The following is a 13,329-nucleotide window of genomic DNA, read 5'->3' on the forward strand; positions in this document are numbered from 1 at the left end:
GATGCGTCCAGCCTAGAAATCGTCCTTGTCCGATGGAATCAGGCGTTTCCTAAAGCCATTGCCGGCCCCGTTGCGGGGGCCGGCGGAGTTCAGCCGGGAATGGGCCTCAGCCGAACAGCGAGGCCTGCAGGCAGTACTCGATCAGCGCCTGGTCGCTGTCCACGCCGAGTTTGCGCATCGCGCTGATCTTCTGCGTGCTGACCGTCTTGGCGCTGCGCTGCAGCTGGCGTGCGATGTCGCCCACGCTCATGCCGCTGGTGAACAGGCGGATCACCTCCAGCTCGCGCGGCGACAGGCGCGCACGGACCGCATCGGCATCGGCCGGTTCGCTCGCGGCTACCGGCAGCAGTCCCGGGGGGCGGTAGACGCGGTCGGCCAGCACCACGCGCAGGGCCTGTACCAGGCTGCCCAAACCATGGCTTTTGAGCACCACGCCGCCCGCGCCGGCGGCATACATCGCCGCAACCAACGATGGATTGGACACCATCGTCAGCACCAGCAGGCGCGTCTCCGGGAAGCTGCGGCGCAGGAACGAGATCAGCTTGATGCCGTCCCCGAAGCGATCGCCCCCCGGCATGCTGTAGTCGGTGATGACCGCCTGTGGCCGAGTCCGGGTCATCAGCTCGATCAGCGTAGCCGGATCGGCCGCTTCGCCCACGATGTCCAGGTCCAGTTCCCCGGCCAGTACGTCGCGGATGCCGGCAAGCACGATCGGGTGGTCGTCGGCGATGAGGATCCGTGTGGTCATGGCAGGGTCGGGTCGTCAGGAGGGGAAGGAGGCGCAGCGTCGCGCAGCGGATGCAGCAGCTGTTCGAGGCGTTGCTGGAAGCCGGCAAGAGCGGCCGCCTGGGTAGCCAGGTCATCGCCGCCGGCAAGGCACTGTTCGATCTGCAGGCCGCTGTCCACCAGCGCAGGTGCACCGACGATCACCAGCGCGCCGCGGATGCGGTGCAGAACCTGCACCACGCAGGCCGGATCGGCGGCGGCGATCGCCTGGCGCAGGCTGTTCAGGTCGGCCTGCATGGTCTGTACGAACAGCGACTGCATCTTCGCCGGAACCTGCAGCGGGGGATCCTTGTCGTGCGACGCGGTGGACGCAGGGCGCTGCTGCATCGCAGGGGCCGGCGCTTCGCTGTCGGTGATCCGGGTCAGCAGGCGCTGCAGGGCTTCCAGCGTGATCGGCTTGACCAGCACGCCCTGCATGCCGGATTCCTGGCAGCGTTGGCGTTCGGCCGGGTCGGCATTGGCGGTCGCGCCGTGGATCGGCACGCTGACACCACGTGCCCGCAATGCGCGGGCCAGGCCGTAGCCATCCAGCCCGGGCATGTTCAGGTCGGTCAGCACCAGCGCAAACGCGCCCTGCTGCCAGTAGCCCAGCGCTTCATTGCCATCGCTGGCGACCACGGCGCGGCAGCCGAGCTGTTCCAGCTGGTCGCGCAGGATCGCCTGGTTGATCGGGTTGTCCTCGGCGACCAGCACCTGCAGGCCGAAATGACGCGTCGCTGGCAGGCGCCCTTCTGCGCTGGCGGCCAGCGGCTGGCCACTGGCTGCGGCCAGGGCAACCACGATCGCGTCGAACCGATGCAGGCCAACCTGCCAGAAGCCGTTGATCTGCTGCGGCCGCACGCCGCCTTCGCGGCAGGCGACCACGCGCGGTCCATCCGCCCAAGCGGGCAGCGGGTCGTCCAGGACCAGCTCGAGCAGCACGGCGGACGATGGCAGGCCTGCTGCGCTGTCTTCCCGGTACACGCTGGCCTGTGCACCGCGCTGCTGCAGGCGCTCGCATAGCGATTGCACCAGTTCGCGCACGCCGCCCCGCACCTGTATCTGCAGGCCGGCGGGCAGCTGTGGCGCGGGTGACTGCTGTGGATCCGGTGGTGCCGATGGCAGCGGCAGTTCAACACTGAAACTGCTGCCCAGGCCGCTCTCGCTGACCACGCGCAGCTGCCCCTCCATCAACGCCACAAGGTGCGCGCAGATGGCCAGGCCCAGGCCGGTGCCCCGCATCGCATCGGTGCCCGGGTTGGCCTGGAAGAATGGCTCGAACAGATGCGCCTGGTGTTCGCTGGCAATGCCGATACCGGTATCGGCCACCTGCCATTGCAGCCAGCAGCGTTGCTCCTGCCAGCGTGCCGAAACGCGGACCACCACGCGCCCGCTGTCGGTGAACTTCAGTGCGTTGCTGATCAGGTTGTTGAGCACCTGGCGGATCCGTGCGGCATCTCCACACACCATGGGCGGCACGTCGGCATCGATGCAGGCGTAGAACTGCAGCCCCTTGTTGGCGGCCGCGGCAGCATACGAGTCGAGCGCGTCTTCGGTCAGCCGCACCGGATCGAACGGGCTGGGCTCCAGGCCCAGTTGCCCGGCCTCGGCCTTGCTGACATCCAGGATGTCGCTGATCAGCTGCATCAGGGTCGAGGATGAACGCTGGATCGTTGCAAGGTAGTCCTGCTGACGCGCATCCAGTGGCGTCAGCCCCAGCAGTTCAAGCGTGCCGAGCACGCCGTACAGCGGCGTGCGGATCTCATGGCTCATGGTGGCCAGGAACTGGCTCTTCGCGCGGTTGGCCTGGTCGGCGGCGCGGCGCGCCTGCTGCAGCACCTGTTCGGCTTCATGCTGGCTGCTCAGATCAATGAACAGGCACAGCACCGCCGGCTCGCCGCGATAGCGCGCCGGTGTCGCGGTTACCAGCAGGTGGCGGCCTTCGGGCGTGGCGTAGGCCAGGCCATCGCCCAGCGTGGTGCCGCCGGCAGCCAGTACGCTGCGCCGCCACGGGCCATGCCAGCCACCGGCATGGTGGTCCTCGCCCAGCCAGCGGCGGGCGAGGGCGTTGTCCAGCAGCACATTGCCATCGGTACGGCGCAGCAGGCACAGCCCGATCGGCGCGTTGTCCAGGATCGTGCGACTGAAGGCCTCGCTTTCCAGCAGGCGCGCGTGGTTGCTGCGCAGCGGCTCGATGACCGAACGCCGGTACGCGCGCAGCACCAGCGTGCCACCCAGTGCCAGCAGCAGGGCGACCACGGTCGCGCCCAGCAAGGGCCCCTTAGGGTGCTGGAACACCTGCCGCCAGCCGACGTGGTAGACCGCCAGCCAGCCGCGCTCGCTGCGCATGCGGAACTGCAGGCCATCGAGGCCGGCCTGCCAGGAGGTGCCGGCGTCGCTGGCATCGGCCGCATCGCCCAGCAGGCGCTGGCCATTGGCATCGAACAGCGACAGCCGCTGGAACACCGGGACACCCAGCACCTGCCGGTAGTCATCGACACGGCCGGGATCGAGCAGGCAGGCCAACGCCGCCTGCGAGTCATTGCCGTCCTCACCCCACAGGCGCGCATCCTGCGGGGCGTGGGCGATGGCCAGCAGCCAGGTCTGCCGGTCGCGCCACGGCACGCCCACCCAGACAATGCCACCGCGCTGCAGCGTCGGCCGCGTACCCATGACCTGATGGATGCCGGCGATCGCCGGGCGCAGGTGATGCGGGCTGTTCTGGCTCGCATCGCTACCGGCGATCTGTACCGGTGCCAGCAGCCCGCGCGTGCCTTGGCCATCCACCAGCAGGCATTGTGGCGGTGGATAGCGCGAGGCCGACCAGAACGTGCCGTAGAAGCGCAGGAAGCGGTCGCCCAGTTCGGTCGGTGGCGAAAGGCTGGCCCCGTCGCTCCCGATCACCGCGAAGTTGGCGAACAACGGCCCGCGCTGCAGCTCCACGCTGGCATCGGCCACCGGCTGCCCCCGCGTGCCGACGTCATGCAGCCGCCACTGGCGCAGGAAGCGCTCCTGCTCGCGCAGCGTGCCGTCCAGGCGGCGGAAGTGGTATTCGATCTTGCTGCGCTCTTCGTTCACCAGCTGCGAGCCGGCCGACAGCAGCAGTCCGGCCTGCAGGGTCGCCAGCACCACCACGCCGATCAGCAGGGCGTGGACGCGCAGCGAGCGGCGAGCGAGTCGGCGTACAGGAGCGGCCTCGGCCGGCATGGCAGGTCTCGGAGCAGGGGGCGGTCAGCGGCACCGGTGGCGGCAGCGCAAAGTCCGCCGCCACTGCACAGACAGGATCGTCAATGCCACTTGATGATTTCGTGAAGCTGGCGTGGAATCCGTGTCAGCGCAGGGCGGCTCGCGGCGACTCGTCCACCTGGGGCGCTTCCTCGTCCAGCAGGCGGGTGAACTCGTCCGACGGCAGCGCCTGCGAGATCAGGAAACCCTGCACCTGGCTGCACCCCAGCTGGCGCAGGGCGGCCAGGTCGGCATCGCTTTCCACGCCCTCTGCCACGATGGTCAGGCCCAGCTGGTTGGCCAGCGCGATCACCGTCGACAGGGTCAGGTGCAGGGCCGGGTCGCGCGCGCATCCGCTGACCAGGGCGCGGTCGATCTTGACCTCGGTGAAGGGGGTGTTTACCAGGTTGTGGACCGAGCTCAGGCCCTGCCCGAAATCATCCTGGGCCAGGCCGAAGCCCTTCATGCGCAGGCGGCAGGCGCCGGCATAGAAATCGCTGACGTGCCGCGTGGTGCTGTTTTCCATCAGTTCGAAGCACAATTCACCGGGCGTACCGCCGTGGGCCAGGGTCAGCGCCAGCAGCTCGTCGGGCAGGTCCGACTGCTCCAGCAGGTGAGGGGGCAGGTTGATCGATACCGGCACCCGGAAGCCTTGTTTGCGCCAGCGTGCCTGTGCGCTGATGCTGGCCTTGAGCATCATCCGCAGCAGATCGCCCTCCAGCCCGTAGCGGCAGATCGCCGGCAGGAAGCTGCCAGCGGCCAGCGTGCCCAGCTGCGGGTGGCGCCAGCGCACCAGTGCCTCGGCCGCCACGACCCGTCCTGACTGCAGTGACTTCTTCGGTTGGAACCAGGCTGTCAGGCTGCCATCGGCCATGGCCTGGCGCAGCTGCGATGCATCCGGTTCGGGCGCAGCCGCCGCGCGCGTGGGGGCCTCGCCGGCGGCCGGACGGGCCTGCGCCAGGGCCTCGAACAGGGCGTCCACATCGGCGGCGGCCACCGGCTTGGGCAGCAGGCCGATCACATCCAGCCCCAGCGATTCGGCCATCAGCCGCGCCGAGGTCATCATCCGGCGCGGCGCGGCGCTGACCACCGCAAGGCGGGGCGGGCGCGGCTGTGCCGCCAGCGCCTGGATGAACTGGATGCCGTCCTGCCCGGGCATCAGCAGGTCACTGACCACCAGGTCGTAGGGCTGGCACGCACACAGTGCGATGGCCGCATCCACGTCCTCGCAGGCATCGACCTGCACGCCTGCGCGGCTGCCGAACAGGTTGGCCAGGAAGCCGCGCTGGAAGGGCTGGTCTTCCAGGATCAGGACACGCTGGGTCATGCGGGGTCTCCTTGGCGCAGGGCGTTGAGCGCCTTGCGCAGGCGGGCGATGTCGATGGGTTTGCTCAGGTAGCCCTGCATGCCACTGGCCAGGCAGCGCTCGCGCTCCTCGGCGGTGGCATTGGCGGTGGCGCCGATCACCGGCACCGGGTTGCCGTCATCGCGCAGCTGGCGGGCCAGCGCGTGGCCGTCCATGCGCGGCATGTTGATGTCGGTCACCACCAGGTCGAAAGGCTGCTCGCGGCATCGCTGCAGGGCTTCCACGCCGTCCTGTGCCAGCTCCACGTCGCAGCCGAGGGTGCGCAGCTGCTCGGCCAGGATCACCCGGTTGATCGGGTTGTCTTCGACGGCCAGCACGTGCAGGCCCAGCGGCATCGGCGTTGCCGCGCGCGATGTTTCCGGCAGCGCCGCACGTTGCTGCTGCACGTTGGCCAATGCATTGCCGATCGCGGTCATCCCGTGCAGGGTCACCACCAGGCTGCCATCGGCCGCAACGGTGGGCTGGTCACCGCCGTCGATCGATGCCACCACGCGGGGGCCTGCCCAGGCCAGCGGCATCCCGGCCTCGCCGTCCATCAGGATCGCGCCGTCATGGTCCAGCAGTGCAGGGTCGCCCTGCAGGGGCTGCGCGTTGGCGCCCCAGCGGCGCAGCCAGCCGCAGGCACTGTCGACCAGTTCGCGATCACGGCCGCGCACCAGGATCGGCGGCTCCGGCTGCAGGGTCGGGCCATCCTCGGCGGCGGCCAGCACCGGCAAGGGCAGGCGCACGCTGAAGCTGCTGCCCAGGCCGGGTTCGCTCACCACCTGCAGCTCGCCGCTCATCAGGCGTACCAGGCGGTCGCTGATGGACAGGCCCAGCCCGGTGCCCTGCGCACTGGCCGCGCCACGGACCTGGCGGAACGGTTCGAACAATCGCGCCTGTTCCTCCGCAGCGATGCCCACGCCGGTGTCGGTGACCTGCCAGGCCAGCACGCTCGATTCGCCTTCGCGCTGCACCTGGCGCACGCGCAGTACCACCCGGCCATGCTCGGTGAACTTGATCGCGTTGCTGAGCAGGTTGCCCAGCACCTGGCGGATGCGGTCGGCATCACCGAGCACGCGCGTCGGCAGGCGCGGATCGGTACAGACCAGGATCTGCAGGCCCTTGCAGGTGGCCGACGCGGCGAAGCTGCGCAGCACGCTCTCGGTCAGCTCGCGCGGCGAGAACGCCGCCGGCTCCAGGCTGAGCTGCCCGGACTCGATCTTGGAAACATCCAGCACATCGCTGATCAACTGCAGGAGGACCGACGAGGAACTCTCGATCGTGCGCAGGTACTGCGACTGCCGGGCGTCCAGCGAGGTGTGCCCGAGCAGCTCCAGGGTGCCCAGCACGCCGTAGAGCGGAGTGCGGATTTCATGGCTCATGGTGGCCAGGAACGCGCTCTTGGCCTGGTTGGCCGCATCCGCGGCCTGGCGTGCCGACGACAGCGCGGCCTGTGCCTGGCGGTGCCGGGAAATGTCATGGAACACGCACAGCAGCACGTCATCGCCCTGGTAGCGGCAGGCCGCGTGCAGCACCTGCAGCTGACGACCATCGCGGGTGGTGAATTCCAGCCCGCGTCCGCGCTCGCCGGCATGTCCGCGCCATGGCGCCTGCCAGTCGCTGTGTTCGCCTTCTTCGCCAAGCCAGTCGCGCAGCAGTTGATTGGAGAGCAGCAGCGCGCGGTCGCTGCGGCGCAGGACGCAGATGCCGACCGGCGCCATGTCGATCACCGTGGAACTGAAATCCAGGTTCTCCAGCAGTCGGCGGTGTTGCTGCAGGGCCGGCTGGATCAGCTGGAGGTCCACGCGATGCCGCAGCAGGCGCAGCGCGAAGCCGGCCAGCAGCAGCAACAGCACGCAGATCAGCAGGGGCACCGCCAGGTCGCCCAGCAGCAGCCGTGGCGGCAGGTGGTAGACCAGCCGCCAGCCATCATTGCCAACCCCCTTCACCAGCGCTACGCCGCGCGGAAGCCCGCCGCTCCACAGCGTGCCGAAGCTGTCGTCCTGGCGCTCCCGCAGGGTCTTCCAGCCCGCACCATCCAGTCGCGGCGCCTGGCTCGACAAGGCGGGCTGCCCGCCACGGTCGAGCAGCGCATAGCCGCCGATGCCCTGGCCGTCGATCATGCTCGCCGCCGCCGCGCCATCGAGCAGCAGCACCAGCCACTGCGCCGGATGGGGTCCCGCCTGTACCGGCTGGGCCAATGCAACGCCACTGTCACCCGGGCGCAGCCAGTACACTGGGTCGGCCCCTTCCACGCCGCCGTTGCGCGCCTGCAGCACGCGCAGCGATGGCAGGCGCGCCAGGTCGACATCAACCTCACCACCGGCCAGCCAATGCGCGCCCCGTGCGTCGACCAGCAGCAGGTGCGTCTGCAGCGCCTGCAGCGTGTGCTCGGCGCGCGCTGACAACAGCAGCCGCTGGCCCGGTTGGCCGCCAGCACCCTCCAGCGACACCTGGCGCATGCCTTCGCTGTCCGTCGCAGGTGCATCCGGGTTGCCCGTCACCACCGAATCGCCCAGGTAGCGCAGCAGGGCTTCGCGCTGGTCGAAATAGATCTGTGCCCTGTAGGCCGCTGCATTCATTTCGCGGCGATGGGTCGAGATGTCCTCGGTGAATGCCGTGAGCAGGTAGAAGCCGGCCGCGGCGGCCAGGCAGATGAAGACGCATACAGTCAGGCAGCGCAGCAGCACCGACGCGGTGGTCGGTGGCACGGCCTGCTGCAGCGAAGGGCGGGAGAAGCGGAACATGCAACATGCTAGGGAGCGGCGCGGATGGCGCGGAATCAGCCGTTTCCTAAAAACCCACCGCGGACCGGGCAGGCGGCAGCCCCTGCCTGGAGGCCGTTCAGGCGGCGAAAAAAAAGAACCCCCGCCGAAGCGGGGGTCTCCTGTATCGGCGCTGGCCCGGCGCTTACAGCGCGCTGCCACCGAACTTGTGGGTGTACTGCAGGTTGATCGTGCGGCCGACGCTGTCGAACCAGGACACGTCGTAGTACGGGTAGGCAGTGTAGGTGCGGTCCTTCGGCGGCATCTTGTTGAACACGTTTACCACCGACAGCGACAGGCGCGAGTGGTCGTCGAAGCGGTACTGCAGCGAAGCGTTGTAGCGATACGTTGCCCTCACATACGGGCTGTCGCCGCTGTCCCAGTCGAACACCTGGTCGTAGCTGTCCGAGGTCGGCAGCTTGCCCAGGCGCGAGCCGTAAACCGTTGCCGACCACGCATCCTTCTCCCAGGTCACGCTCAGGCTGGTCTTGGTGCGCGGGATGTCGAAGCCGCTGTTCACTGCGAACTGGTCTTCGGTGCGGTCGCCCGGGTAGCGCTGGAAATCATGCTTCTTCACCCAGGTGTGGGTGCCGTTGAAGATGAAGTCGCCGATGCCCGTCTGCAGGCGGTAGCGCAGGCCGACGTCGATGCCCGAAGTGGACTCGCGGGCGACGTTGATCGGCTCCACGCGCACGCCATACAGGCGGCCGTCGTTGCTGCGGGTGATGCGGGCGAGCGCATCCACGCAGGTCGGCGAGGTGATGTCGGCGCTGCCCAGGCGGCAGTTCGCTTCGTTGGCCAGGATCGTGCGCACGTCCATGTCCTGCACCTGGTTGCGCATGTTGATGTCGAACCAGTCCACCGACAGGTCCAGGCCGATCGCCGGCGACCAGACGAAGCCGGCGCTCCACGACGTGCTGGTTTCCGGGTCGAGCTGGCGATTGCCGGTGCGGCTGCGGACCAGGTTGCGTTCGTAGTCGGCGCAGTCGGTGGCGCCGTCGGCGCGGCAGCTGTACAGGTCTTCGGCGGTGGTCTCATCGTTGCCGGGGCCGGCGAACACATAGTGCAGGTCCGGCGCACGGAATGCGGTGCCATACGAACCGCGGACCAGCAGCGTGTCGATCGGGCGCCATTCCAGGCCACCGCTCCAGGTCGCCTTGCCGATGGTGTGGCCGGAATAGCGGTACTGGTCGTAGCGGCCGGCCACGCTCAGGTTGACCGTCTCGTGCAGCGGCATGCGCAGCTCCGCAGCGGTCGCCCAGCGGTTGCGCGAACCCTTTCCGTCCGAATCCTTCCAGCTGTAGTAGTAGTACTCGGTCGCCAGCGGATCGGGGTTCAGCGAGTAGGCCTGCTGGCCCACTTCCACGGTCGCGGCAAACCCGGCGTCGCCCCCCGGCAGGGCGAACAGGGCCGAGTTGGTCAGGGTGAAGGCGGCGGTCTCCGTGCGCGACTTCGGGGTGTAGGTGGTACGCGCGGCGATCGAATCGTACTCGGCGCGGGTCAGCGGCCGGTACAGGCGTGACGGGTCGGCGTTGTAGATCGGGAAACCGTCGTCATCCACGCCCAGCTGCGGGCCGAGGAACAGGTCATTGGCCTTGGCGGCGATGATCTGCGCCCAGCTGATCCGCGACTGGTACTGCGAATGGCTCAGCGCCGCTTCGTAGTCCCAGTTGCCGGCCAGGTTGCCCTTGAAGCCGGTGGTCACGCTGAAGGTCTTCTGCGTGCTGCGCACCATGGCGTTGCGCAGGCCACCCATTTCCTCGGGCGAGAACTGGCGCTGCCAGAACTCGATCTCGCCGGTGGCTTCGTTGTTGAAATAGCCCGACTCATCGCCGTTGGCATCCATGCGGCCCCACTGGGTGACGTCGCGCATCAGCGACATCGTGTGGTAGCCCAGCTGCACGTCGGCGAACCACTGCTGGCCATTGTCGAAGTCGTAGCTCAGCGACGCGTAGCCGTTGGCACCGCGGCGCTTGCTGAGGATGGTGCCGTAGCCGATCGAGCTGTCGCTGCCGCAGTAGTAGCCGTACTTCGGGCGATAGGCGCGGTAGGTGCTGCCCTGGTTCTGCCCGGCCAGCGCTTCGCAGGTGGCGGCGCCCGGGTCCAGGTAGTCATCATTGTAGTCGGTGCGCAGGTAGGCACGGCGCGCGATGCGCGAACCCTCGCTGGGGCCGTCCTGGGTCGAGTCCTGGATGTCGCGCTCATAGGCCCACAGCGGGGTCTGCGACTGCAGTTCGACGCTGTACACCGCGTTGAAGTTGCCACGGCTGAAACCGCTGGCGATGCTCATGTCGAACGACTCGCCACCGCCTTCGGTGGTGGTGCCCATGCGCATGTCGATGGTGGTGCCGTCGGCCTTCTTCTTCAGGATGAAGTTGACCACGCCGGCGATGGCGTCCGAACCATAGATGGCCGAGGCGCTGCCGGTCAGCACTTCAATGCGCTCGATCATCCCCAGCGGAATGTTGGAGACATCGGTGAAGTTGCTGCGGCCCTTGAACGGCATCGGGAAGTCGGCGATACGGCGGCCATTGACCAGCACCAGCGTGTGGTTCGGGCCGAGGCCGCGCAGGTCCACCTGCTGGGCGCCCGGCGAGAAGTCGGCGCCGCTGGAAGACTGCTGGCTCTGCGTCTCACCGCCGTTCTGGGTCATTGCACGCAGCACGTCCGGCACGCTGGTGAAGCCGCTGGAGCGGATCTGTTCGGCGTTGATCACCGTGATCGGGGCGGGGCCTTCCACCTGGGCGCGCGGAATGCGCGAGCCGGTGACCTGCACCGCGTCCAGTTGTTGAACCGAAGAGGAAGCCGGTGCCTGGGCGGCCGCAGAAGCAGCCACGCCCATCAACGCCAGCTGGATCGACCACGCCATCGCCTGTCTACGCATGAGGAATTCTCAAAAATGATGCCGGCCCGCAGAGGAGGGGCCTGTCCCCCATTCAGATTTCCGGAATGGGCGCGCGCATTTAACGCCTTTTTTATGTCCTTGACTACTGGGTCCCTATCTGGCAAAGAGTGAAAACGCTTGCAAGTCGATTTCGTTCAGGGAGATCAAGATGCAACGCCTCCACCGCACTCTGCGTATCCCTGTTGCCTGGCTGGTGCTGCTGGTGCTGGCCTGGCCACTGGCTGCGCTCGCACAGGATCTGCAGGGCCCCGGCTTTGCCTATTACGAAGTCGGCGACCTTGAGGCCCCGCGCCCCGGCCCGCGCGCGCCCGCGATGATGCTGATGGGCGGTGGCGAGTGGGTGCCGGACGCCTTCCAATGGTGGCTGAAGCAGGCCGGCAATGGCCGTGTGCTGATCCTGCGCGCCTCCGGCGGCGATGAGCTGCAGGACCGCCTGTACCGCGAGATCGGCGGCACCACCGCGGTACAGACCCTGGTCTTCGACAGCCGCCGCGGTGCCGACGATCCGGCCGTGCTGCGCGTGGTTGCTGCGGCCGACGCCATCTTCATCGCCGGCGGCGACCAGTCACGCTACATCCGCTTCTGGAAGGGCACCGCACTCAACCGCGCACTCAATGCACATGTACGCGCCGGCAAGCCGATTGCCGGTACCAGCGCCGGACTGGCGATCCTCGGTGGCTATGCCTACGGCGCGATGGATGGTGGCAGCATCACCTCGGCCGGAGCCCTGGCCGATCCGATGGGCAGCGCAGTCACCATGGACAGCGGATTCCTGCAGATGCCCTACCTGCAGCGCGTGGTCACCGACACCCATTTCGACAAGCGTGACCGGCTCGGTCGCCTGATCGTGTTCGTGGCACGCGCCGCGCAGGACAGTGGTGACCCGGACATCGTCGGCATTGGCGTTGATGAGGACACCGCCCTGTGCGTGGAGCCCGATGGGCAGGCCCAGGTCTACAGCGCCGACGGCGAAGGCAAGGTCTGGGTGGTCAGCCCCGGCCGTGATGCCGACCGCCTGGTCGAGGGCGAACCATTGCGCTTCCATGCCGTTCCGGTGACCGTGGTCGCCAGCGGCAGCCGCATGCGGCTGGATGACTTCCAGGCCGAGGCCGACTACCAGGCCGTGGCCGACGTCAGTGACGGCGAGATCGAAGTCGTGCGACGGTAGCGCCGGGCCATGCCCGGCGGCCTTGCCGCATCGCTCTTTCCGCCGGGCATGGCCCGGCGCTACCGAACACTCCCTGGAGACGTACCTGATGAAACTGCGCCTGGCGCTGTCCGCGCTGCTGTCCCTGCCATTGCTTGCCCAGGCCGCACCGGCCACGTCGCCGCTGCTGGTCATCCATGGCGGCGCCGGCGTCGAGCGCAAGGACCTGTCGCCGGCAGAAGAAAAGGCCGCGCGCGAAGCGTTGCGCGCCGCACTGCTGAAGGGCCATGCCGAACTGGCGGCCGGTCGCCCGGCGCTTGCAGTGGTCACGGCGGCGATCACCGTGCTGGAGGACGATCCGACCTTCAACGCCGGCAAGGGCGCGGTGTTCACCCATGACGGCCACAACGAGCTGGATGCCGCGGTGATGGACGGCGCCACCCAGGCTGCTGGTGCGGTGGCCGGCGTGCAGCGGGTGCGCAACCCGATCCTGCTGGCGCAGACCGTGATGCAGAAGTCCAGGCACGTGATGATGGTCGGGCAGGGCGCCGAAGCCTTCGCGGCGGAGCAGGGCACTGCCCTGGTGGACCCGTCGTATTTCCGCACGGAGAAGCGCTGGCAGCAGCTGCAGCGCGCGCTGAAGGAAGAGGCCAATGGCCAGGCACATGCCGACCTGGAGACCGCAAAGCACTTCGGTACGGTCGGTGCGGTCGCACTGGATGCACAGGGGCACCTGGCCGCCGGCACCTCCACGGGCGGCATGACCAACAAGCGCTATGGCCGGGTGGGTGATTCGCCGATCATCGGCGCCGGTACCTGGGCCGACGCGCGATGCGCGGTGTCGGGCACCGGCTGGGGCGAGTACTACATCCGCACCGCGGCCGCGCACGAGATCTGCGCGCGCATGCGCTACCAGGCGCAGACGCCGGAGCAGGCCGGCAAGGGCGTGATCAACGAGACGATTCCGCAGATGGGCGGCGACGGCGGTGCGATCGTGCTCGCCGCAGACGGTAAAATGGCCACGCCGTTCAACACCCAGGGCATGTATCGGGGCTGGATCGGCGCCGACGGCGTCCCCCATGTCGCAATTTTCGCCAGCGAGACCCTGCCGGTCCCCAGGCAATAACCTTGCGTATCAATGGGTTTGCGACAGCGTGTGAAAAAGATGGAAAAA

7 protein-coding genes are annotated in these 13,329 nt (G+C 68.2%); 2 read left to right on the top strand and 5 right to left on the bottom strand.

The window, feature by feature from the left end; genetic code table 11:
• Positions 1–106: 106 nt before the first annotated feature.
• The 5 genes from CCR98_RS03970 to CCR98_RS03990 form a co-directional block, all read right to left on the bottom strand.
• Positions 107–748 (bottom strand): response regulator, encoded by a 642-nt coding sequence (locus tag CCR98_RS03970; RefSeq protein WP_014036089.1) that lies wholly within the window; start codon positions 746–748, stop codon positions 107–109.
• Positions 745–3,972: a hybrid sensor histidine kinase/response regulator gene (locus tag CCR98_RS03975; RefSeq protein ID WP_087921625.1), complete on the bottom strand. Its 3,228-nt coding sequence runs from the start codon at positions 3,970–3,972 to the stop codon at positions 745–747. The genes CCR98_RS03970 and CCR98_RS03975 overlap by 4 nt, the downstream gene beginning before the upstream one ends.
• Before the next feature lie 124 nt (positions 3,973–4,096).
• Positions 4,097–5,317: an EAL domain-containing response regulator gene (locus tag CCR98_RS03980; RefSeq protein WP_087921626.1), complete on the bottom strand. Its 1,221-nt coding sequence runs from the start codon at positions 5,315–5,317 to the stop codon at positions 4,097–4,099.
• Entirely contained in the window at positions 5,314–8,085 is a 2,772-nt protein-coding gene (locus CCR98_RS03985) for a response regulator (RefSeq protein ID WP_087921627.1), read from the bottom strand. Before CCR98_RS03985 ends, CCR98_RS03980 begins: the two co-directional genes overlap by 4 nt.
• Positions 8,086–8,248: 163 nt before the next feature.
• Positions 8,249–10,987 (bottom strand): TonB-dependent receptor, encoded by a 2,739-nt coding sequence (locus CCR98_RS03990; RefSeq protein ID WP_087921628.1) that lies wholly within the window; start codon positions 10,985–10,987, stop codon positions 8,249–8,251.
• A gap of 169 nt (positions 10,988–11,156) precedes the next feature.
• Here CCR98_RS03990 and CCR98_RS03995 point away from each other — a divergent pair, with 169 nt between their 5' ends.
• Together CCR98_RS03995 and CCR98_RS04000 are read left to right on the top strand one after the other, a co-directional pair.
• Positions 11,157–12,176, top strand: coding sequence for a cyanophycinase (locus CCR98_RS03995; protein ID WP_087921629.1), 1,020 nt, complete (start codon positions 11,157–11,159; stop codon positions 12,174–12,176).
• An 88-nt stretch (positions 12,177–12,264) separates the two neighbouring features.
• Positions 12,265–13,281 carry an isoaspartyl peptidase/L-asparaginase gene (locus tag CCR98_RS04000; RefSeq protein ID WP_087921630.1) on the top strand — a complete coding sequence of 339 codons (1,017 nt, stop codon included), beginning with the start codon at positions 12,265–12,267 and terminating at the stop codon, positions 13,279–13,281.
• Positions 13,282–13,329: the final 48 nt, after the last annotated feature.

This window comes from Stenotrophomonas sp. WZN-1, assembly GCF_002192255.1.
GTDB lineage: Bacteria > Pseudomonadota > Gammaproteobacteria > Xanthomonadales > Xanthomonadaceae > Stenotrophomonas.

Excerpts from the sequence above, each read along its gene's own strand:
- CCR98_RS03975 (WP_087921625.1), bottom strand. The coding sequence starts at position 3,972 with ATGCCGGCCGAGGCCGCTCCTGTACGCCGACTCGCTCGCCGCTCGCTG.
- CCR98_RS03970 (WP_014036089.1), bottom strand. The coding sequence starts at position 748 with ATGACCACACGGATCCTCATCGCCGACGACCACCCGATCGTGCTTGCC.
- CCR98_RS03990 (WP_087921628.1), bottom strand. The coding sequence starts at position 10,987 with ATGCGTAGACAGGCGATGGCGTGGTCGATCCAGCTGGCGTTGATGGGC.
- CCR98_RS03980 (WP_087921626.1), bottom strand. The coding sequence starts at position 5,317 with ATGACCCAGCGTGTCCTGATCCTGGAAGACCAGCCCTTCCAGCGCGGC.
- CCR98_RS03985 (WP_087921627.1), bottom strand. The coding sequence starts at position 8,085 with ATGTTCCGCTTCTCCCGCCCTTCGCTGCAGCAGGCCGTGCCACCGACC.
- CCR98_RS03995 (WP_087921629.1), top strand. The coding sequence starts at position 11,157 with ATGCAACGCCTCCACCGCACTCTGCGTATCCCTGTTGCCTGGCTGGTG.
- CCR98_RS04000 (WP_087921630.1), top strand. The coding sequence starts at position 12,265 with ATGAAACTGCGCCTGGCGCTGTCCGCGCTGCTGTCCCTGCCATTGCTT.